This window comes from Bradyrhizobium nivariense (assembly GCF_029846695.2).
Classification (GTDB): domain Bacteria; phylum Pseudomonadota; class Alphaproteobacteria; order Rhizobiales; family Xanthobacteraceae; genus Bradyrhizobium.
This window is the reverse complement of sequence record NZ_JARWCR020000009.1, coordinates 13,540-35,448: the sequence shown is the minus strand read 5'-3', so window position 1 is coordinate 35,448 and position 21,909 is coordinate 13,540. Positions and strand designations below refer to the sequence as shown.

The following is a 21,909-nucleotide window of genomic DNA, read 5'->3' as shown; positions in this document are numbered from 1 at the left end:
CATCATCTCAGCCCCGGACAACGACGGTCCGGGGCTTCAGTAGAGTGAAAAGGTCGCGCATCCTAGCAATGTGATTGACAGCTGTATTTAGTCATGATGAACTTTTGATAGAAAAATTTAGAAGCACTAAAGCCCACTCCTGTCCCTTGCCGGGGATCTCGGGGCGCGGGAGATGGTGCCGCGTGCGACAACGGAGAGTGGTCATGGCGGACGACACCGGGAAGTTCGGCGTTGGGGCACTGCATCTCGGCATTCCGAATCGCCGTCAGTTCGTCCAGCTCGGCGCAGGCGCCGCGGCGGGATGGACGCTTTCAGGCAACGCATTTGCACAGACCGAACGTCCCTCCAATCCGCCGGACAAGCCGCGCGGGCAGGTGATCGCGGCGCTGTCGCAGGAACCGACGGTCTTTCATCCCCTGATGCCGGGCATCGAGGTCGATCAGGGTATCTGGTGGCAGGTGTTCTCGCCGCTCTGGTTCATCGATCCCGACGGCAAGTTCGTTCCCGATCTCGCGCGCGAAGTCCCGACCATCGAGAATGGCGGCCTGTCAGCCGATGGCCTGACCTGGAAGATCAAGCTGCGCAGCGACGTGAAGTGGCATGACGGCACGCCGTTCACGGCCGAGGACGTAAAATTCTCGCTCGATCTGATCAACAATTCCGATTTCCGCGCGCGCAGCCGCGTCGGCCATAGCCTCGTAAAGGACATCAAGGTCGTCGCGCCCGACGAGATCCATTGGCGGATGGAAACGGCCTATTCGCCCTATATGTCGATCCTGGGGGCGCTGACCTTCATCGTGCCCAAGCACATCCTGGAGAAGGTGACCGATCCGAACGCCTCGCCGTTCCACAACGCGCCTGTCGGCACCGGGCCGTTCCGCTGGGGCGAGCGCGTGCCGGGCGACCACATCCTCTTGAATGCTCATGCCGGCTACCACGGCAAGGGACCTTACGTTGAGCGCGTGGTGTTCAAGTACATTCCGGACCTCACCGTCCTCTACACCCAGTTCCGCACCGGCCAGGTCGATTACACCGGCCTGCAAGGCATCTTGCCGAACTTCGTGCAGGAGGCGAAGACGCTGAAGGGGCGCAAGATCTTCGTCTCCTCGACGTCCTCGGTGGAGCACATCGCGCCCAATCTGGAGTTCGGTGCGTTCGCCGACCGCACGGTGCGCGAGGCGCTGTACCTCGCGATCAACAAGCAGGCGATCATCGATGCGCTGAATTACGGCCTGCCGACGCAGACCGAAAGTTTCGTGCCGCAGCAGGCATGGTCGTTCCAGCAGGGCCTGCCGCAACACAAATATGATCCCGCAAAAGCCAATACACTGCTCGATGCCGCCGGATGGGTTCGCGGTGCCGGCGGCGTGCGCGAGAAGGGCGGCGTCAAGCTCGAATTCACCAACTCGACGACATCAGGCAATGCGGTCCGCGAGCAGACCCAGCAGCTCCTGATCCAGGACTGGCGCGCGATTGGTGCTGCCATGCGCGTGAACAACATGCCGGCGGCCGTGATCTGGGGTGATTTCTGGCAGCAGTCGAAGTTCAACTCGGTGATCGTGGGGGTGAACTTCATGCTTGGCAGCGACCCCGACGTGACGCCGCGGTTCGGCTCCGGCGCGATTCCCGCCAAGGGCGGCCGCGGCTACAACACCTATCAATACCAGAGCGCGGAAGCGGATCGGCTTCTCGCCGAAGGCGCCAAGCAGTTCGATCTGGCCCAGCGCAAGACGACCTATGGCGATCTGCAAAAGCTGGTCCGCAACGATCTCGCGATCCTGCCGCTGTTCCAGGGCTTTATCGCCGAGGGCGTGAAGGAAGGGCTCCAGGGTTTCCGCCCCAACATCAACATGTCGATCAACTGCTGGAACATCCGCGAGTGGTATTGGGCCTGATGCATCCGATCCGCAGGATCGCCTGAGATGGCCCGTTACGTCGCCAATCGCCTGGCGCAGGCGATCATGCTGCTGGTGATCGTGTCCGCGATCGGCTTTGCCCTCCTGCATCTGGCGCCGGGCGGCCCGCTCTCGCAATTTGCGGCGTCCGCGCAGATGACGCAGGAGGATCTCGATCGCGTCAGGAGCCAGCTCGGCCTCGATCGCCCGCTGCCGATCCAGTACCTCGACTGGTTCGGCCGTATGCTGAAAGGCGACTGGGGCCGGTCGTATCGCGACGGCGAGGCGGTGTTGTCGGTGATCTCATCGCATCTCGGCGCCACCCTGGAGTTGATGACGACGGCGACGATCATCGCGGTCTTGCTTGGCTGCTGGATCGGCGTGTTAGGTGCGCTGCGCCGCTACTCGCTGTTCGATACGCTGGCGACCGTCGGCGCCATGATCGCGTTGTCGATTCCGACCTTCTGGTTCGGCCTCGTCACCATCTATGTCTTCTCGGTGAAGCTCGGCTGGCTGCCGGCCGGCAACCGTGAGACCATCGGCGACGGCTCGCCGCTCGACCTGCTGCATCATCTGATCGCGCCGGCGCTGGTGCTGGCGCTGGTCGAGACCGCGATGTGGGGGCGCTTCATGCGCTCCTCCATGCTCGAGGTCATCAACCAGGATTACATCCGCACCGCGCGCGCCAAAGGCATGCCGGAATGGCGCATCCTCACTGTGCATGCGCTGCGCAACGCGCTGCTGCCGATGATCACCGTTGCGGGGCTTCAATTTCCGACCCTGCTTGGAGGAGCGCTGGTTGCCGAGACCGTGTTCACCTGGCCCGGCATGGGCCGGCTGTTCCTCGATTCCATCGGCTACCGCGACTATCCCGTGGTGATGGGCATCCTGATGTTCTCGGCAATCATGGTTCTGATCGGCTCGCTGCTCGCCGACATCCTCTATGCCGTCGTCGATCCGCGCATCCGGGTGGGCTAGGCGATGACGACTGCGGTTCTCTCCACAGACCAGCTCGCGCCCGGCCAGGCCGCCTGGCGGCGATTCCGCCGCCACCGGCTGGCGCTCGCGGGTGCGTTGATCATTCTGGTTCTTGTTCTTGGTTCGGCATTGGGTCCTTATCTTCTGCCGTTCGACGACACCTATATCGACATCATGAAGCGGTTCGCGCCGCCATTGTCGGGCGCGCACATCCTCGGCACCGACGAGCTCGGCCGCGATGTGCTGGCCCGGCTGATGATGGGCGCGCGCGTCTCGCTGTCGATTGGCATCATCGCGATGGTGATTGCGATGGCGGTCGGCATCGCCGTCGGCGCCTTCGCCGGTTTCTATGGCGGCGTGGTCGGCGCGGTTCTGATGCGGCTCGTCGATGCCGTGCTGTGCTTTCCGACGATCTTTCTGCTGCTCGCGCTGGCGGCGCTCACCGAGCCCGGCTTCGTCACCACCACCGTGCTGATCGCGGCGACCGCCTGGATGTGGGTGGCCCGCGTCGTCGAGGCCCAGGTGCGTTCGCTGCGGGAACGCGAGTTTGCGGTTGCTGCACTCGCGTTCGGCTCGTCGAACCTGCGGATCATGTTCCGCGAGCTCGTGCCCAACGCGATGGCGCCGATCGTGGTGGCGGCGACGCTGAACGTCGCCAAGGCGATCCTGCTGGAATCCTATCTCAGCTATCTCGGCTACGGCATCCAGCCGCCGGCCGCGAGCTTGGGCAACATGCTCAACAACGCGCAGATCTATCTCACCAGCGCGCCCTGGCTCGCGATTGCACCGGGCGTTGCCATCACGCTTGCGGTGACGAGCTTCAACTTCCTCGGCGACGGCCTGCGCGACGCGCTCGACCCGCGAATGAACATCCCATGACGAGCAAGATCTCGATCGAACTGAAGTCCAGGCTGACGTTAAGGAGTGTCCCATGTCCCCGCCGCTCACCCGTATAAACAGCGACGAACGCCTGCCGGCGCAGGTGGACGTCGTCGTCATCGGCGGCGGCGTCATTGGGGTGTCCGCGGCTTATCATCTGGCGAAGAAGGGGCTTTCTGTTGCGCTGGTCGAGAAGGGACATGTCGGCGGCGAGCAGTCGAGCCGCAATTGGGGCTGGTGCCGCCAGCAGGGCCGCGCCCGCGAGGAAATCCCGCTCGCGCGCGAAGCGCTGCTTCTGTGGGAGGACATGCAGAACGATGCCGGCGTCGATGCCGGCTTCCGCCGCACCGGCGTGCTGTTCCTGACCAAGAGCAAGGACGAGCTCGCCAGCTGGGAGCGATGGGCCGCAACGGCGCGCGAAATGCAGGTGCACTCGACCGTCCTGACGCCGGCGGAAGTCGCCGAGCGCCTGCCCGGCAATTCCGAGACATGGGTCGGCGGCCTGCATACGCCGAGCGACGGGCGCGCCGAGCCGTCGATGGCCGTGCCTGCGCTTGCGACCGCCGCGCGAAAACACGGCGTCACCATTCATCAGGGCTGCGCCGCGCGTGGGCTTGAAACGCAGGGCGGACGGGTGAGCGCCGTCGTCACCGAGAAGGGCACCATTCGCACGCAATCGGTGCTGCTGTCCGGCGGCGCATGGTCGTCGCTGTTCTGCCGTCGCCACGGCATCGAGCTGCCGATCGGTCTCGTCAACGCGACCGCGTGCCGGACCACGCCGGCACCGGAGATCACCTCCGGCGCGCTCGGCACCGACTTCTATTGCATCCGCCGCCGCCTCGACGGTGGCTTCACCTTGGCGCTGCGCGGTCGCGGCACGGTCGAGCTGTCACCCGATCTGTTCCGCTATGCGCGGACCTTCTGGCCGACCTATCTGCATCGCCGCAATGGATTGAAGCTGTCATTCGGAAAGTCGTTCTTCGACCAGGTTGCGCGCGGTACGAGCTGGAGCTTTGACAAGCCGTCGCCGTTCGAGACCGAGCGCGTGCGTGATCCCGCGCCCGACATGTCGCTGGTCAATGCGGCACTGGCCTCGCTGATCAAGTCGAACCCGGATTTGAAGGAGATCGAGATCGCGGAAGCCTGGGGAGGCACGATCGACTGCACGCCGGATACCATTCCGGTCATCTCGCCGGTCGACACCTTGCCCGGCTTCTTCCTCGCCACCGGCTTCTCCGGCCACGGCTTCGGCATCGGCCCTGCGGCCGGCAAGCTCGCGGCCGACATCGTGACGGGCGCGACGCCGCTGGTCGATCCCGCGGCCTACAGCCACAAGCGCCTGATCGACGGCCGCCGGCTCGCGCCGGTCAGTCCGTTCTAACCGCGGCGGTCGGCGAAATGACATTCCTCTACAAGGCTAATCTTGTCCGCGGCGCCGAATGGGCTCGCCTCTTCGCCGAGCGCGCGCCGGAGCTGCCGTTCCGGCTCTGGCCCGATATCGGAGATCCCCAGGCGGTGCGCTATCTGGTGGCCTGGCAGCCGCCGGACGACATCGCGGTGACGTTCCCCAATCTCGAGCTGCTGTTCTCGGTCGGCGCCGGCGTCGATCAGTTCGACATCACAAAACTTCCGCCGCATGTTCCGCTGGTCCGCATGCTGGAGCCTGGCATCACCGAGCGCATGGTCGAATATGCCTGCATGTCCGTGCTCGCATTGCATCGCGATCTCGTGCAGTTCATCGGCCAGCAGCGCGAGCAGGTCTGGCGTGAGCTTCCGGTCACGCACACCGGCGAGCGGCGTGTCGGCGTGATGGGGCTCGGCCTGCTTGGGCAGGCCGTGCTCGAACGGCTCAAATCGTTCGATTTTCCGCTGCTCGGCTGGAACCGTTCGCCGCGCAGCATCGAGGGCGTCACCTGCTATGCGGGCGCAGACGCGTTGCCGGATTTCCTCGGGCAGACCGATATTCTGGTCTGCCTGCTGCCGCTGACACCAGAGACGCGCGGTCTCCTCAGCGCAAATCTGTTCGCGCGTCTGCCGCGCGGCGCGCGGCTGCTCAATGTCGGGCGGGGCGGGCATCTGGTCGACGCCGACCTCATCGCGGCGCTCGATGCCGGCGTGCTGTCGGCTGCCGTTCTCGATGTCGCCGAGCCCGAGCCTCTGCCTGCGGGCCATCCGTTCTGGAGTCATCCGCGCATTCTTCTGACGCCGCACATCGCCAGCACGACGAAGCCGGAGACGGCGGTCGACTACGTGCTCGACACCATCGCACGTCACCGCCGCGGCGAGACCTTGCCGGGGCGTGTCGATCGTAGCCGCGGTTATTGAGGGTGTGATGATGATGGGAACATCGGTGCAGCCACGGGCCCGTCTCACCTCTCCCGCTTGCGGGAGAGGTCGCGCCGAAGGCGCGGGTGAGGGTTCTCTCCTCTGGGGGGTTTTCGACCGCGGAGATACCCTCTCCCCAACCCTCCCCCGCAAGCGGGGGAGGGAGCGCACCTTCTTCGGGGCGAGCGTCAGGTTCTTCGCATGAGCACCGGTGCGAGCGGAGCCAACCAGGTGATCGCACAAGCACAGGCGCCCGTGCTATCGGTCGCCGGCCTGACCACGTCCTTCATGCGCGAACGGCAATGGATATCCGTTGTCCGCAATGTCTCGTTCGACGTCGCGCCACGCGAAACCGTGGCGATCGTGGGCGAGTCCGGATCGGGCAAAAGCGTCACCGCGCTCTCGATCATGCGGCTCATTCCGAGGGAGAACGGCCGCGTCGAGGGCAGCGTCCGGCTTGCTGGCCGCGATCTGCTGACGCTGCCTGAAGCGGGCATGACGGATGTTCGTGGCAACGACGTCGCCATGATCTTCCAGGAGCCGATGACGAGCCTCAATCCGGTGCTGACCATCGGCTTCCAGATTGCGGAAGCACTGATCCAGCACCGCGGCCTGTCGCGCGCGGCGGCGGAGGCGGAGACCGTCCGCCTGCTCGATCGTGTCCGCATCCCTGCGGCGAAATCGCGCTTCCACGAGCATCCGCATCGTTTCTCCGGTGGCATGCGCCAGCGCGTGATGATCGCGATGGCGCTGGCCTGCAAGCCGAAGCTGTTGATCGCAGACGAGCCGACCACTGCGCTCGACGTCACGATCCAGGCCCAGATCCTGGAGCTTCTGAAGGAGCTTCAGCAGGAAGAGGGGATGTCGATCCTCTTCATCACCCACGACATGGGCGTGGTCGCCGAGATCGCCGACCGAACCGTGGTGATGTATAGCGGCCAGGCGGTGGAGACCGACGATACCTCGCACATCTTCGCAACGCCGTCGCATCCCTATACAAGGGCACTGCTCGCGGCCGTGCCGCGCCTCGGCTCGATGGACGGGCGGTCGCGGCCGATGCGTTTTCCGATCGTCGACAAGGTGACGGGCACCTCGGACGAGCCGGCGGAGACGCCCGATACGGTCTCGATTGCCGAGCGGCCGCTGCTCGAAGTCTCCAACCTCACCACGCGCTTTCCAATCCGCTCGGGCTTGTTCGGCAAGGTCTCGGGCCGCGTCCATGCGGTCGAGAACATCTCCTTCACCTTGCGCGCCGGCGAGACGCTGGCGTTGGTCGGCGAGTCCGGCTGCGGCAAGTCGACGACGGGCCGCTCCATTCTCAAGCTGACGGAGCCGGACAGCGGCACCGTTCTGATCGACGGGCAGGACGTGCTGGCCATGAATGCCCGCACCTTGCGCGACTTCCGCAAGCAGATGCAGATCGTGTTTCAGGATCCGTTCGCGAGCCTCAACCCGCGCATGTCGGTGGGAACGGCAATCGCAGCGCCCTTGCTTGCCAACGGGCTCGCCTCGGCGTCACAGGCGCGGGAGAAGGTCGCCGACCTGCTCGTTCGCGTTGGTCTCACCGCCGACATGGCCGCGCGTTTTCCGCACGAATTCTCCGGCGGCCAGCGCCAGCGCATCTGCATTGCGCGTGCGCTCGCGCTCGGACCGAAGCTCATTGTCGCGGACGAAGCGGTCTCGGCGCTCGACGTTTCGGTCAAGGCGCAGGTCGTCAATCTGATGCTCGACCTTCAGGCCAGCATGGGCCTTGCCTATCTCTTCATTTCCCACGACATCGCGGTGGTCGAGCGCATGAGTCATCGCGTCGCGGTGATGTATCTCGGCGAGATCGTCGAGACCGGTCCGCGCGCGGCATTGTTCGGCAATCCGCAGCATCCCTATACGAAGAAGCTGATGGCGGCCGTGCCGGTGCCGGATCCAGCGCGCCGCGGCACCAGGCGCCAAGCCTCGAACGACGAGATCAGAAGCCCGGTGCGCGCGCCCGACTTCCAGCCGCCGGTTCGGCAATATCGCGAAGTGTCGCCGGGCCACGTCGTTCAGCTTTGGGGCGAGGAATGGTCCGCCTGACGCGCGCAGGCCGCGAGCGCGCCTTCGGCCGCGAATCGTTTTCGAGAACGCACGATGAAATCGCGCGATGACTTGCCGAGCGGGTTAACGGTGTTGTCCTTTGCGACGCCGGGGCCTGTGACATCACGCTGAAATCACAATGAAATCATCGCGTCGCGATCCGGTGCGACAGCCTGCCACGACAGCTTCGTGTTATGCGCTGCAGCTGGACCGTTGGCCGGCGATCTCCGATAATGCGGATCTCGGGAGGGCCGACGAAGACGTGCCTTTACGGATGGGTTTATTGAAATGACACAAGCAGGCGTCTACGGACAGAGGCTTGGGCGGGGCCTTCGCTCGAAGCAAGCACCGGTCCTGATCACGCGTTCGCTGCACAGCGCCGCGCTCGCGGTCACCGAGGTCCGCAACGACGATCCGACGCCGGATATGTCCGGCTCCCTGGCTGCGGAAGATGCCTATCTCGTCAGCCTGAAATTCCGCGACTATCCGGATTGCGAATGCTGGGAGGAGGGCCGCTGTGTCACCAAGGCGGATGTTCGCGCAGGTGAGACCTATCTGTACGATCTCAAGCGCGACCCTCGCTATGTGATCGACAAGCCGTTTCACTCGCTCTTCTTCTATTTGCCGCGCTCGGCGCTCAACGGCATTGCCAGGCAGCCCGGCGGGCCGCGCGTCGGCGAGCTCAGCTACGAGCCAGGTGTCGGTCATGACGACGAGGTCATTCGACATGTCGGCGCCTCGTTGCAGCACGGTCTGCGTCGACCCGACGAGACCAACCAGCTTTTCGTCGATCACATGATGCTTGCGCTCACCGCCCACGTCGCCCAGACCTATGGTGGGCTGAAGCCAGCCGCAGAACCGAGCCGCGGCGGTCTCGCGCCATGGCAGGTGAAGCGCGCGTGCGATCGGCTCGACTCCGATCTCTCAGGCAAGATCGCGTTGCAGCAGATCGCAACCGAGCTCGGCCTTTCGGTCAGCCACTTCTCGCGCGCATTCCGGATCTCCACCGGCCTGCCGCCGCATCAATGGCTGCTCCAGCAGCGCGTGAAGGCGGCCAAGCAACTGATGACGGTTCGCGACCTGCCGTTGTCCGAGATTGCCATCTCGGCCGGATTTGCCAATCAGAGCCATTTCACGCGGGTGTTCTCGTCCATGGTCGGCGTCAGTCCGGGCGCGTGGCGCCGCGAAACCGATGGCGGACCCGACGAGTAGCGCGTTTTCGAACCAAGTGGATACCGGTTCGCGTAAAGAAAACGCGTCAAAACAAGAATCTGATCAGCGGCGCTTCGCCAGCGAGATCGTGTAGGCCGTGCGGCGCGCCGCAAAGATCTCGTCCGGCGGATGGCCGATGCCATCGGCGAGATTGGCCGGATTGAAGATGGACCCGTCGCAGGCCTCATTGGCCTCAAAGCTGGTGATGACGATCGTCCCCAGCCGCACCCCCTCGCGATTGTCCTCGTCAGGCCATCGCAGGGTCACGTCCATGGTGGGATCGCCGGGACGGTCGAGCAAGGCCATCACATTGAAGCGGACGTCGCCGCCTGCGATCCTCCGCGCGAGATCGTCATGCAGGAAGTCCGCGGATTTCGCCCTGGCCTCATCCTCGCTCAGCGTGATATCGCCGCCGACGGACGAGAGCTTGAACTTGATGAAGCGGGTCTCGCCCTTCGCGTTGGTCGCGGGGAAGGCGTGCACGCCCCAATAGGTCGTGCCGGCAAAGCTGCCGGGCAGCCGGCGCGCGGCGATGTAGTTCGCCTGGTTCAGCGTCTCAGGATTGGCCGCGGAGAAGGCCTTGACCTTCGCCATGTCGGGCTTGCCGTCCACGCCCGGAATGCGCGCCTCGAGGAAGGCGAGCATCTGGTCGAGCGTCCGTGCAAAATGCACCGGAGCGCTTTCCAGCAGGATGTCCGAGCGATGGGCGTCGTCGCCAAGCTTGAAGCTGAAACCGCGCAGCACGAGGTTGTTGGTGTCGGTCACTCCGGGATTGCCGCCACCGACGGAGAACCGCGCCAGCACGCGCGACGGTTTTGTGAAGCTCAGCGATCGCGTGATCTCTGCCGCGCGGTCGGACGGGGCATAGGTGCCGCGCACGCATCGGCCCTTGGCGAAGCTCGCGCGCACCTTCGGCGGATTGCCTGCGAGCGTCTTCAATGCGTCGACGATCGCAGCCGGCGTGGCGGCAGGATTTGGCAATTCGGACAAGGCAAGGCCTCCGGCTCGAGCGGCATGTCCGTGTTTTAGGGCTGGTGCAGCGCCGGCGTCTTTCCCAAAGCCGCGCTGCTTTGTCCGATCCTGCTGAAGGAATTTGGCGGATCTTCAGGAATTCACGTGCACGAAACACGGCATGAGTGGATAGATCTGATGTCGGCGAGACGCGGGACAACTTGTTAACTGACGGCTCTTTCAGCTCCCGCGCTCCCGGGTCTCGCGACGATGCAGACCTGTCCTCCGGAAATTGTGACCGGATGGAGCGACGGGGAACCGCGTTATGTGAACCGTCTCATATTTCATCACTCTCTTTCGAGCTATCACTCCCGCAAGAAATTGCCGCACCCGGACCTAACTGACAGACACGGGTGAGATGCAATGCCTGCGTAGCCGCGTGCTCGCAGCTTTGGATTGGCTCTCGTCTTGCTCACGAGCAAGCCAGCCCCATCACTCAGCACAGATTTTTCAGAAATTGGAATCAAGGCAATCGCAAAACGCGTCCACGTGGCTGCCTCTATTCGGGGTCGGCCGGTAGGCCGCTACTTACTTAAGAAGGAGACCCCAATGAAAATTAGTGATGCAGTTTCCAGCGCATTTTCCCTAACGAGGGGCTCCGGCAATCTTCGGATCGCTCGTTCCAGTCTGATCAGGTCGGCCCATCTTCTTGAAAGAATTGGGCTCGCAGCCGTTGGGGCCTCTTGCGGCCTCTATGTGGGTGCGACCCTGTTGCGTGAGAAAGGCGGACTGTTTGAAAGCGGCTGGATCGTGCTGATAACGATGCTCTACGGAGCTCTTAGCTATTATGTCGGAATTGATTTGTCTCGCAGTGTCGCACGGAAGTCGATTTCGAGCACCTCGGAAGAGTGGAATGGTTCCGAGCCGGCTGAGATCATGAGTGCAGCCGGAACGTTCGGCGCCGCGATTGCCGCAACTCTGTCCGTCAGCATCCTTGTCCTTGATCAAAACCCAGCCAGTGGGCTGATAGCCTTTGTTGCCGGCTGTTGGGTGGTTGGTTCTTCGCTCCAAGTTGCGGCGGGCACGATGGCTCGCAACTACGAAGCGCGCATGGACAAGCAATGAAGGAATTGTGCTCACGGAAGAACGTCTGCTTGGCGTCGTGACGTGAGCACAAGCCGCAGCGTTGGATTCGGCTCCAGGTCTGGAGTGAGTCGTGACCACTCATCGCAACCTCTGTCGTCCAACGCTGCGTGAAGGCGATTTTTGGTAGCGCAGTCGTTCGCATCGGGCGGCGACCCGGCTTGGAAGCCGTGTCGGTACTGAGTAACCTAAATTATCGCACAACAAACAAGACGTGCCATCATGGCGATGTTGGGATATCGTCCCCACGCCGTGGTCCAAAATTCTGCTAACCGCCAACCACACGATCGGTGGAGCCAATGCAGATTGCGGAGTGGCTCGAGAAACTGGGGCTTGGGCAATACGCAGAGCGTTTTGTCCAAAATGGGATCGACGTGGGCGTCCTCCCCGAACTGATGGACGAGGACTTTGATAAGCTCGGAGTCCTGCTAGGCCATCGCCGCAAAATGCTGCGTGCTATTGCCGACCTCGATCCAGCCGCGTTGATCGCATCGCCGACCCCTCCTCAGGACGCCGAGCGGCGCCACCTCACCGTTATGTTTTGCGATCTGGTCGGCTCGACCGCGCTCTCGGCGCGTCTCGATCCCGAGGATATGTGGGAAGTGATCCGGGCCTACCGCGCCGCCTGCGCGAGCGTCATTGCCGCTTATGACGGCAGGATAGCCAGGTTCGTCGGCGACGGAATACTCGTTTATTTCGGCTATCCTCGCGCCCACGAGGATGATGCGGAGCGCGCAGTGCGAGCGGGCCTCGACACTATCTCCGCAATTAGGCAGCTCAAAACAGGCGCCGACGAACGGGTTGAACTGCGCATCGCAATTGCGACAGGGCTTGTGGTGGTCGGTGACCTCATCAGCGGAGATGCGTCAGAGGAGCAGGCAACCGTCGGCGACACACCCAACCTCGCCGCTCGGCTCCAGAGCCTGGCGGAACCGGGCGCGGTCGTCGTTGCTTCGTCGACGCGCCGGCTGCTTGGTGATCTCTTCACGTTTCGCAATCTCGGCCGCCGTGAGGTCAAGGGGATAGCCGAACCGATCGCAGTCTGGGCGGTGGAGGGAGCGATCGCATCCGAGAGTCGCTTCGAGGCGGTCCGCGCGGCGCGCTCGATCGGTTTTGTCGGCCGCAGGGACGAGATCGAGTTCACTCTCTCGCGCCAGCGGCTGGCATGGCAGGGGCAGGGCCAGATGGTATTGATTTCTGGCGAAGCGGGCATCGGCAAGTCGCGCATTGTCGCAACGTTGTCCGAAAGCCCCTCGTTGGGGGCGCACCGCCGGGTGCGATATCAGTGTTCGCCCTACCATACCAACAGTGCGCTCCATCCCTTTGTCGCGCAGCTCGAGCGCGCCGCCGGCATCCGCTCGCACGACACGTCCGGGCAAAAGCTCGACAAGCTCGAAGCAATGCTGGCGCTTGGAACACAGCAGGTCGCCCAAGCGACACCGCTCATTGCGGCTCTCCTTTCGATTCCCACCGGCGACCATTGTCCGCCGCTGGGTTTGAGCCCGGCGCAGCAGCGGCGACAGACATTTGCCGCCCTTCTCGATCAGCTTGAGGGATTGGCGCGAGAGCAGCCCCTGCTGATTGTCTGCGAGGACATGCATTGGGCCGATGCCACGACACTTGAACTGTTCGATCTCGCGGTCGACCGGATCAGGGGACTGCCGATACTCGTGCTCATGACATGCCGGCCAGAGTTCGAGCCCTCATGGTCGGGCCTTGCCAACGTCAGTCTGTTGCGGCTCGACCGACTCGATCGGCAGGACTCGCGCGCGCTGGTCGAACAGGTGGCCGTTGGTCGCCAGCTGCCACGCGAGATGATGAAGCAGATCATCGATAGGACGGATGGCATCCCGCTATTCGTCGAGGAATTGACCAAGATGGTGCTGGAGTCCGGACTGCTCGTCGAAGATGCCGGGCGCTATCGCCTCGATAGTCCGCTCCCGCCGCTCGCTATTCCGGCGACGCTGCAGGATTCGCTGATGGCGCGGCTCGACCGGCTGGCTCCAGTCAAGGAGTTGGCACAGATAGGCGCCGCCATCGGTCGCGACTTCTCATACGCGCTGCTGAGATATGTGGCGGGACGCGATGATCTGACGCTGAGCGCTGCGCTAGCGCAACTCGAAGAGGCCGAACTGCTGGTGCGTCGCGGGGCTCCGCCCGAAGCAAATTATAGTTTCAAGCACGCTCTCGTTCAGGAAGCGGCCTACGAGAGCCTGCTCAAGAGCAAACGGCAGGTGCTTCACAAGCGCATCGGCGATGTCCTGCGCGAGAAGTTTCCAATCGTCGCCGAGACTGAGCCGGAAGTTCTGGCACACCACTTCACTGAGGCGGGGCTGAACGAGGTCGCCCTCGAATGGTGGCGCAAGGCGGGCCTGCAGGCGCTGAAACGCTCCGCCTATTCCGAGGCGATTGCACATCTCGGCAAGGCGATTGCCATCGCCGATGAGCTGCCCGATGAGCCCGACCGGATGATGAGTAGGCTTCATCTTCAAATTGCATATGGCCGTGCATTGCGGGGCAGCCTTGGGCACAGCGCTCCCGAAACGGTAGCCGCATGGACGCGCGCCCGGCAGTTCGCAGCCGACATTAATGATCCGGTTGAACTTGCGCCGGTCCATTCGGGCCTCTTCAATGCCTGCCTGACACACGGCGAACTCGCGCCGATGCGGGCGCTGGTGGATGCCATCATGAACGCCGCTGACCGGCGACCGGACTCACCGGTGGCCGCCGTCGTTGCACATTGGACGGGCGGGGTTACCTGCTGGTTCGGGGGCGACTACTTGAACGCGAGAGTACATCTTGAGAAGGCACTAGAGATCTATGGTGACGAGCCGGATCCCGCGACGTTCAGGGGCTCGGCGCTGGATCTCCCATTCGTGATCATGAGGTTTCTTGCCCTGGTGCTTTGGCCGCTTGGCAGGATCGCTCGCGCACGCCGCCTCGCCGCGGAAGCGATAAGTGCTTCCGGAGAAAAACGGGCGCTTTCTCAGGCCAATGCGCTTGTTCATCGAGCTGTGTTCGACGGACTATGCGGGGGCATGTTGCAGCAAACAGAGACGATCCTGGCGCTCGGTCTCGCTCACGACCACACGATGCCGCTGTATGTGGCCGCCGGCACCTACCTGAATGGCCTGGCCAAGTGGCGTGCCGGCGATGGAATGGCCGGGCTAACGGAAATGCGTCGCGGCTGGACCTTGCTGCACGAGAATGACTGCTACCTCTGTGAGCCGTTTTGGGGGATGCATGTCGCCATGGCGGATGCAGAATCGGGCCAACTCGAAAACGGGCTGGAAATCTTGAGCGGATTGATCGCATGGGCGGGGCAATCCGGTCAGCATTGGCTTGATGCCGAGCTGCATCGCGTCTACGGGGAACTTTTGTTGCGTCATGGTCCTTCGGACCTAGCCTGTGCCGAAAATGCCCTCAACCGAGCGCTGGAAATCGCACGACACCAACGGGTGAAGACTTTCGAGCTGCGCAGCGCCCTTGGACTTGCACGCCTGCACAAGACAAATGGCCGAGCGGGCGCGGTATCCGAGGTGCTCGCTCCCGTGCTCGCTGAATTCGATGCGGAGCGCAATCTTCCCGAAGTCGTTGAAGCCAAAGAGCTGCTCAAGCAAGTGCATTAGGCACGTGCGGTTTCTCTAGCTAGCCGTTTGGTCAGGAGAGGCGTCTCGATCCTGCCCAGCATCTCCGGTCGCCTCACTGCGATTGCGCGTTGAGGTTCGCACGTGACGTACGGGCCAGGGGCTGACGGGTTACGAATTCACGTGCACGAAATCCCGCAGCAGCGGATAGATCTCGTTGTTCCAGCGCTTGCCCGAGAACACGCCGTAATGGCCGACGCCGGCCTGCATGTGGTGGACGCGGCGATAGGCGCGCACGCCGGTGCAGAGGTCTTGCGCCGCGAGGGTCTGGCCGATCGAGCAGATGTCGTCCTTCTCGCCCTCGACGGTCATCAGCCCCATGCGGCTGACGGCCTTGGTGTTCACCGGACGTCCCCGATGCATCAGCTTGCCCTGCGGCAAAAGGTGCTCCTGGAATACGTCGCGGACGGTCTCGATGTAGAATTCCGCAGGCAGGTCCATCACGGCGAAATACTCGTCGTAGAAGGTCTTGATGCTGGCCGCCTTCTCCTTCTCGCCCTTGGCGATGTGGTTGGCGAGATCCATGTGCTGCTTGATGTGGCGCTCGAGATTCATCGAGACGAAGGCGGTAAGCTGCACGAAGCCGGGATAGACTTTCCGAAGTGCGCCGCGGCACTGCATCGGCACGTAGTTGATCAGGTTCTGCTCGAACCAGTCGATCGGCTTGCTCTTGGCGAATTCGTTGACCCTGGTCGGCTGGATGCGCGTGTCGATCGGCCCCGCCATCAGTGTCAGCGTCGCCGGCCGCGAGGGATGGTTGCCCTCGCACATGATCGCGGCGGCCGCGAGTGCCGAGACCGAGGGCTGGCAGATCGCCACCATATGCGGACGCGGGCCCAATTGGCCGAGGAAGTCGATGAGATGCTCGGTGTAGTCGTCGAGCCCGAAGCGGCCCTCGCTGCGGGGAATGTCGCGCGGATTGTGCCAGTCGGTGATGTAGACGTCGTGGTCCTGGAGCAGCGTCTTCACGGTGCCGCGCAGCAGCGTCGCGAAATGGCCGGACATCGGCGCCACCAGCAGCATGCGCGGCTGCTCGCCCACACCCTCCTTCTTGAAACGCAGCAGCGAGCCGAACGGGGTCGCGTAAGCGACCTCCTCGGTGACGGCGACCTCGCGATTGCCCACCATGACGCTGTCGATGCCGTAGGCAGGGCGGTGATAGGTGAGGGTGGAGCGGGAGATCAGCTCCAGCGCGGCCGACAGCCGGCCGACGACCTGATCCGACAGGCCCTGCGGCACCAGATTGAGGAATTTAAGCGCGGACGAAGCCCCCGACCGCCACGGCGCCGTCAGGTCCATATGGTTCTGAAAGGCCTGATAATACATCGACATCATACTGAAACGCCCACCTGTCCCGTGCTGCTATGCAATATCGAAGCCAAACGGGAGGTGGACCGCCCTCAAGACTGGCACGTCGCTTGCTGCTCATTCCGCGGGAAGCACAGATCATGTGCACGCCGCAGGCCGGGCGGGTGCAGGTCACAGGCGTGAGGGAAGGCCACATGGCGAAGGCGACACTGACCATCAGCAGCAAGAACTACTCGTCCTGGTCGCTGCGTGGCTGGCTGCTGACGAAATTTTCCGGGCTCGATTTCGAGGAGATCGTCACCGCGCCGGACGACGCGTCGGCGCGCGCCGAAATCCTGCTGCTGTCCTCGTCGATCCTGGTGCCGTGCCTGCGGCACGACGGCGCGACCGTCTGGGATACGCTGGCGATCGCCGAATATCTCAACGAGGCGATGCCGGATGCCGGGCTGTTGCCCGCAGATCGCGTCCAGCGCGCGCATTGCCGCTCGATCTGCGGCGAAATCCATTCCGGCTTCACCACGCTGCGCGCCTCGCTGCCGGTGAATCTGAAGGGACATTTCCCCGGCTTCAAGATCTGGTCGCGCGCGCAGGCCGACATCGACCGGGTCTGGGCGATCTGGCGCGATTGCCTGGAGAAATCGGGCGGCCCCTTTCTGTTCGGCGAGAGGCGCACCATGGCGGACGCGATGTACGCCCCCGTGGTGACGCGCTTCGCCACCTATAACGTCAAGCTCGACCCGCTCCTGAAGGCTTATGCCGATACCATCATGGCCATGCCCGAGATGCGGGAATGGATCGCGGCGGCAAGGGAAGAGCCGGCCGAGATCGAGGAGCTCGAGGTCGAATATTAGGCAGGCCTGGTGCCGCGCTGCCTGTTTTAGGAGCGAGGCTCACACCGCCGTACCCGGCCGCCATGTCGTTGAAGTCATTGGAGCCGTTAACCTTTGGCGTCCGCTGCCGGCTCGGGCCTGCTCACGCGCTGAGCAGATATTGTATACGCGTGCGAGCCGGTTGCGACATCTAGCCGTGAACAGGCGTGGACACGGACTTGCGGCTGATTCGGACGTGATTTGTTCGGGCCGCGTTCCGAAGGTTAAGCCGGGACGCGACCCCGTTGCATTTTGAGACAGACATTGGTGTTCAGGCCGCGCCCGAGTGCTTCACGCGCGGGACGCGCCAGCCGATGACGGTTGCTTCGACCGCGACGCCGGCCGCGTGGTTCTGCCAGCGTCCCTCGACATAGCGGCAGGCGAACGGCAGTTGATACGTCCCGCTGTGGTCCTCGCACAGCACTTCGACTGCAAGGCCGGGCGGCGGTTCTCCGGCGCCGTCGAATTCTGCCAGTCGTCTGTCGCGCGTTGCCATTCCAGAAATCTCCCCTAAACAAAGCCGCGGAAGGAGCGCCCATTTCCCCCGCGTGCAGATCATCGTTCCCCGTCCAAGGGAACAGCTGCAAGCTCAACGCGAGAATGCGGTACGAGTGTGGTAGCCTCGACTGGCCGCGCGCAAAAAGCGCACATTGCCGTGATTGATTTGACGAGGAACCTGCAATGCTGCTTCGAAGCGCCGGCGCTTGTTGCGTGATGTTGCTGCTCGCCACGCTGGTGATCTCGCCGCTCCGCGCGCAGGACGTGCCCGGCATCGAGATATGCACCGTCGAGAAGACCATGGAGCGCCGCACCAGCTGCCTCCAGAGCAATGTCGACTTCCTCCAGAAAACGATCACCAAGCTGAACCTCGATCACCAGCAGAAGCTGGATGCCGCGGGTCGCCAGATCGATGCGTTGAAGACGACCGTGGCCGGCCTGCAGAAGACGCTCGGTGATCTCCAGTCCGCGCAGGCGAAGATGGCGGAGGATGTGAAGAAGAAGCAGGACGCGCCGCCGCCGAAGGATGCGAAATGAATGTCGTGTCCCGGACGCGGTGCAGCGTGTAACGCTGCTCCGCCGAGCCGGGACCGAGAAGCAGTAGCGCGCAACGCTGGCATACCATCCCGCTTGCTTGGCAAGCCCCGGTGACTTTGTCATAACCGCAGGCAAATCTTGCGTGTGGGGCCCGTGCCGGACATCCCGTGCAAGTCAAAACAAGCAGCCGGGAGGGCCCACATGTCCAACGTCCGCGTTCTCGCTACCGACCTCGAATTTCCCGAAGGGCCGGTCGTGATGCCGGACGGCTCGGTGGTGCTGGTGGAAATCCGCGGCCAGCGCCTGACCCGCATCTCACCCGACGGCCGCAAGGAGATCGTCGCGAAGATTCCGGGCGGCCCGAACGGCGCGGCGCTCGGTCCTGACGGCAAGGTCTACATCTGCAACAATGGCGGCTTCTCCTGGATTCCGACCCGCAACATGATCATGCCGGGTCCGCAGCCGGACGATTATCAGGGCGGCTCGATCCAGCGCGTCGATCTGCAATCGGGCAAGATCGAGACCGTGGTGACGAGTTGCGGCGGGCACGATCTGCGCGGGCCGAACGATCTGGTGTTCGACAAGCAGGGCGGCCTCTGGTTCTCCGATCTCGGAAAACGCCGCGCGCGCGAGATGGACGTCGGCGGCATGTACTACCTCAAGCCCGGCATGACAGAGATCGTCGAGGTCGTGCATGGCGTGCTGCCGGCAAACGGCATCGGGCTGTCGCCGGACGAAAACACCGTCTACATCGCGGAGACGCCGACGGGGCGGCTCTGGGCCTACGAACTCTCCGCGCCCGGCACCCTCAAGCCGCGCGACGTGATCTATCGCGGCGAGCGGGGAACGCCGATCTGCGGCCTCGGCGGCTACCAGATGTTCGACTCGCTCGCGGTGGAAGCCGGCGGCAATGTCTGCGTCGCCACCCTCGTCTCCGGCTGCATCTCGGTGATCGCGCCCGATGGCACTCTGGTCGAGCAGGTCCCGACCGGCGACCGCGTCACCACCAACATCGCCTTCGGCGGCGAGGGGCTGAAAACCGCCTACATCACGCTGTCAGGCAGGGGCGAGCTGATCGCCATGGACTGGCCGCGCGGCGGATTGCCGTTGAATTTCTTGAACAAGTGAGCCAAGCCGTCATTGCGAGCGAGGCAAAGCAACCAGCAGACCCTCACCCTGAGAGCGCGCTCTTCGCGCGCGTCTCGAAGGGCGAGGCCCAAATGGATGTTCTGGGCGGGGCCTTCATCCTTCGAGACGCGCGTTCCGCGCTCCTCAGGATGAGGGACTGGCAGCCCCGGTGCCTCGCCGCGCAATGACGTAAGGAGACTTCAAAATGCCCTGGCCTGATCCCGTCACATTGCGTGGACCGCACGCCCGTCTGGAGCCGCTGTCGCATCAGCACCGCGAGGGGCTGACCGAGGCCGTGAAGGACGGCGAGCTCTCCACGATCTGGTACACCGCGATCCCGACACCGGACAATTTGACCAAGGAGATCGACCGCCGGCTGGCCTTGCAAGTCGCGGGCTCGATGCTCCCCTTCACCGTGTTCGACGCGGGCGGCAAGATCGTAGGCCAGACGACCTACATGAACATCGATGCCGCCAATCGCCGCGTCGAGATCGGCTCGACCTGGTATGGCAAGAGCGCGCAGCGCGGCCCGCTCAACACGCAGTGCAAGCTCCTGCTGCTCACCCATGCCTTCGAAACCCTGAACTGCATCGCAGTGGAATTCCGCACGCATTTCTTCAATCACCAGAGCCGCCGCGCCATCGAGCGCCTGGGCGCCAAGCAGGACGGCATCTTGCGCAGCCACCAGGTCGCGCCGAACGGCGCGCTGCGCGACACCGTGGTCTACAGCATCACCGCAGCCGAATGGCCGACCGTGCGAACGCATCTCGAATATCAACTCAACGACAAGCCGCGCTGAGCGGCCGAGGCACCATGGATAGATTTGACTATGTGATCGTCGGCGCGGGCTCCGCCGGTTGCGTGCTTACCAGCCGGCTGAGCGAAGACCCCTCGACCAGCGTCTGCGTGCTCGAAGCGGGCCCGAGCGACTGGCATCCCTACATCCATCTGCCGGCGGGCTTCATCAAGACCTTCCACATGAAGAGCATCAACTGGGCCTACCAGCAGGAGGTCGGGCCCTGGACCGGCGGGCGCAGCATCTACGCGCCGCGCGGCAAGACGCTCGGCGGCTCGTCCTCGATCAACGGTCACATCTACAACCGCGGCCAGCGGATGGATTTCGACACCTGGGCGCAGATGGGCAATCGCGGCTGGGGCTATGCCGACGTGCTGCCGTACTTCAAACGATTGGAGAAGCGGGTCGGCGAGGGCGAGGACACCTATCGCGGCCGCGACGGCAATCTCACCGTCACCACGATGGAGTGGCGCGATCCGCTCTGCGAAGCCTTCATGGAAGGCGCGGTCTCGCTCGGCATTCCCCGCAACCCCGATTACAACGGCAAGACCCAGGAAGGCGTCTCCTACTGCCAGCGCACCATCGACAAGGGCTTGCGCGTCTCCGGCTCGACCGCGTTCCTCAAGCCGGCGATGAAGCGGCCCAACGTGCATGTGCGCACCCACGCGCACGCGACCGAGATCATTTTTGAGGGCAAGCGCGCCGTCGGTGTGCGCTACATGAAGGGCGGCTCTGGCGGCACGCCGGTCGAGGTCCGCGCCAACAAGGAAGTGATCCTCTCCGGCGGCACTTATAATTCGCCGCAGCTGCTTCAGCTCTCCGGCATCGGCTCGCCCGACCTCTTGCATGCGCATGGCATCGACGTGCGTCACGCGCTGCCGGTCGGCGAAGGCCTGCAGGATCATTACGCCCCGCGCACGGTGGCGCGCGTCAAAGACATCAAGACCATCAACGAGCTTCGCCGCGGCATCTCGCTCTGGATCGAGGCGCTGAAATGGGCGACCACGCGCCGCGGCCTGCTCTCGCTGTCGCCGACCATGGTCTATTGCTTCTGGCATTCCGGCGAGAGTGCCGACAGCTCCGATCTCCAGCTCACCTTCACGCCTGCGAGCTACAAGGAGGGCGTGCAGGGCCAGCTCGAGGATGAGCCCGGCATGACCGTCGCGTCCTGGCAGCAGCGCCCGGAGAGCCGCGGCTATGTCCGCATCCGCTCCAACGATCCGTTTGCGCCGCCGATCATCCAGACCAATTATCTCGACGCCGAGCTCGACCGCCGCGTCATCGTCGGCGGCATGAAGCTCGCGCGCAGGCTCCTGAAGTCCGCGCCCTTGTCGCCCTATTACGCCTACGAGGATTTCCCCGGCCCGAACATCAACACCGACGACGAGTTCCTGGCCGCCGCCACCGAACGCGGCACCACCACCTTCCACCCCGGCTGCACCTGCCGCATGGGTCCCGCGGACTCGACCTGGGCCGTGGTCGACGACCAGCTCCGCGTCCACGGCCTCGAAGGCCTCCGCGTCATCGACGCCTCGGTGATGCCGCGCATGATCTCGGCGAATTTGAATGCGTCGACCATGATGATCGCCGACCGCGCCTCGGACCTCATCCGCGGCAAGCAGCCGATGGAAGCGGCGCGCGTGCCGGATGCGGCGGTGGCGTAGGGCACGTCT

At 63.8% G+C, this 21,909-nt stretch carries 17 protein-coding genes; 14 read left to right on the top strand and 3 right to left on the bottom strand.

Annotated features, from left to right (window positions below; all coding sequences use genetic code 11):
- Positions 1-203 precede the first annotated feature (203 nt).
- From QCM77_RS09970 to QCM77_RS09940, 7 genes are all read left to right on the top strand, one after another.
- Entirely contained in the window at positions 204-1,895 is a 1,692-nt protein-coding gene (locus QCM77_RS09970; RefSeq protein WP_279659541.1) for a peptide ABC transporter substrate-binding protein, read from the top strand.
- A gap of 27 nt (positions 1,896-1,922) precedes the next feature.
- Complete coding sequence (locus tag QCM77_RS09965) at positions 1,923-2,873, top strand: ABC transporter permease (RefSeq protein WP_279659542.1); 951 nt, start codon at positions 1,923-1,925, stop codon at positions 2,871-2,873.
- Between the two features lie 3 nt (positions 2,874-2,876).
- On the top strand, positions 2,877-3,752 hold the full coding sequence (locus tag QCM77_RS09960) for an ABC transporter permease (protein WP_279659543.1): 876 nt from the start codon (positions 2,877-2,879) through the stop codon (positions 3,750-3,752).
- Positions 3,753-3,804: 52 nt separating this feature from the next.
- Positions 3,805-5,133, top strand: a complete 1,329-nt coding sequence (locus QCM77_RS09955; protein WP_279659544.1) for an NAD(P)/FAD-dependent oxidoreductase — start codon at positions 3,805-3,807, stop codon at positions 5,131-5,133.
- Between the two features lie 17 nt (positions 5,134-5,150).
- A complete protein-coding gene (locus QCM77_RS09950; protein ID WP_279659545.1) occupies positions 5,151-6,077 on the top strand; it encodes a 2-hydroxyacid dehydrogenase in 927 nt (308 codons plus the stop codon).
- Positions 6,078-6,278: 201 nt separating this feature from the next.
- Positions 6,279-8,147 carry an ABC transporter ATP-binding protein gene (locus QCM77_RS09945; RefSeq protein ID WP_279683188.1) on the top strand — a complete coding sequence of 623 codons (1,869 nt, stop codon included), beginning with the start codon at positions 6,279-6,281 and terminating at the stop codon, positions 8,145-8,147.
- 288 nt (positions 8,148-8,435) lie between these two features.
- Positions 8,436-9,359 (top strand): helix-turn-helix domain-containing protein, encoded by a 924-nt coding sequence (locus tag QCM77_RS09940; RefSeq protein ID WP_279659547.1) that lies wholly within the window; start codon positions 8,436-8,438, stop codon positions 9,357-9,359.
- A gap of 63 nt (positions 9,360-9,422) precedes the next feature.
- On the opposite strand, the gene QCM77_RS09935 is transcribed toward QCM77_RS09940, so the two are convergent.
- A complete protein-coding gene (locus QCM77_RS09935; RefSeq protein ID WP_279659548.1) occupies positions 9,423-10,349 on the bottom strand; it encodes a catalase family peroxidase in 927 nt (308 codons plus the stop codon).
- Positions 10,350-10,919: 570 nt separating this feature from the next.
- Between QCM77_RS09935 and QCM77_RS09930 the strand changes: the two genes are divergently transcribed.
- The gene (locus QCM77_RS09930) at positions 10,920-11,435 is read left to right on the top strand and encodes a hypothetical protein (protein WP_279659549.1); all 516 of its coding nucleotides are present in this window, start codon (positions 10,920-10,922) and stop codon (positions 11,433-11,435) included.
- Positions 11,436-11,752: 317 nt separating this feature from the next.
- Positions 11,753-15,082: an adenylate/guanylate cyclase domain-containing protein gene (locus tag QCM77_RS09925; RefSeq protein ID WP_279659550.1), complete on the top strand. Its 3,330-nt coding sequence runs from the start codon at positions 11,753-11,755 to the stop codon at positions 15,080-15,082.
- 129 nt (positions 15,083-15,211) lie between these two features.
- On the opposite strand, the gene QCM77_RS09920 is transcribed toward QCM77_RS09925, so the two are convergent.
- Positions 15,212-16,435 (bottom strand): polyhydroxyalkanoate depolymerase, encoded by a 1,224-nt coding sequence (locus QCM77_RS09920; RefSeq protein ID WP_279683186.1) that lies wholly within the window; start codon positions 16,433-16,435, stop codon positions 15,212-15,214.
- A gap of 167 nt (positions 16,436-16,602) precedes the next feature.
- Between QCM77_RS09920 and QCM77_RS09915 the strand changes: the two genes are divergently transcribed.
- Positions 16,603-17,259 (top strand): glutathione S-transferase family protein, encoded by a 657-nt coding sequence (locus QCM77_RS09915; protein ID WP_279683277.1) that lies wholly within the window; start codon positions 16,603-16,605, stop codon positions 17,257-17,259.
- 289 nt (positions 17,260-17,548) lie between these two features.
- On the opposite strand, the gene QCM77_RS09910 is transcribed toward QCM77_RS09915, so the two are convergent.
- On the bottom strand, positions 17,549-17,773 hold the full coding sequence (locus QCM77_RS09910; RefSeq protein ID WP_279659552.1) for a hypothetical protein: 225 nt from the start codon (positions 17,771-17,773) through the stop codon (positions 17,549-17,551).
- Positions 17,774-17,958: 185 nt separating this feature from the next.
- Between QCM77_RS09910 and QCM77_RS09905 the strand changes: the two genes are divergently transcribed.
- The 4 genes from QCM77_RS09905 to QCM77_RS09890 all read left to right on the top strand — a co-directional run bounded on the left by QCM77_RS09905 (position 17,959) and on the right by QCM77_RS09890 (position 21,900).
- A complete protein-coding gene (locus tag QCM77_RS09905) occupies positions 17,959-18,312 on the top strand; it encodes a hypothetical protein (RefSeq protein WP_279659553.1) in 354 nt (117 codons plus the stop codon).
- A 201-nt stretch (positions 18,313-18,513) separates the two neighbouring features.
- A complete protein-coding gene (locus QCM77_RS09900) occupies positions 18,514-19,440 on the top strand; it encodes an SMP-30/gluconolactonase/LRE family protein (protein ID WP_279683184.1) in 927 nt (308 codons plus the stop codon).
- A 205-nt stretch (positions 19,441-19,645) separates the two neighbouring features.
- A complete protein-coding gene (locus QCM77_RS09895; RefSeq protein ID WP_279683182.1) occupies positions 19,646-20,239 on the top strand; it encodes a GNAT family N-acetyltransferase in 594 nt (197 codons plus the stop codon).
- Between the two features lie 14 nt (positions 20,240-20,253).
- Entirely contained in the window at positions 20,254-21,900 is a 1,647-nt protein-coding gene (locus QCM77_RS09890) for a GMC family oxidoreductase (RefSeq protein WP_279683181.1), read from the top strand.
- The last annotated feature ends 9 nt before the right edge of the window (positions 21,901-21,909 follow it).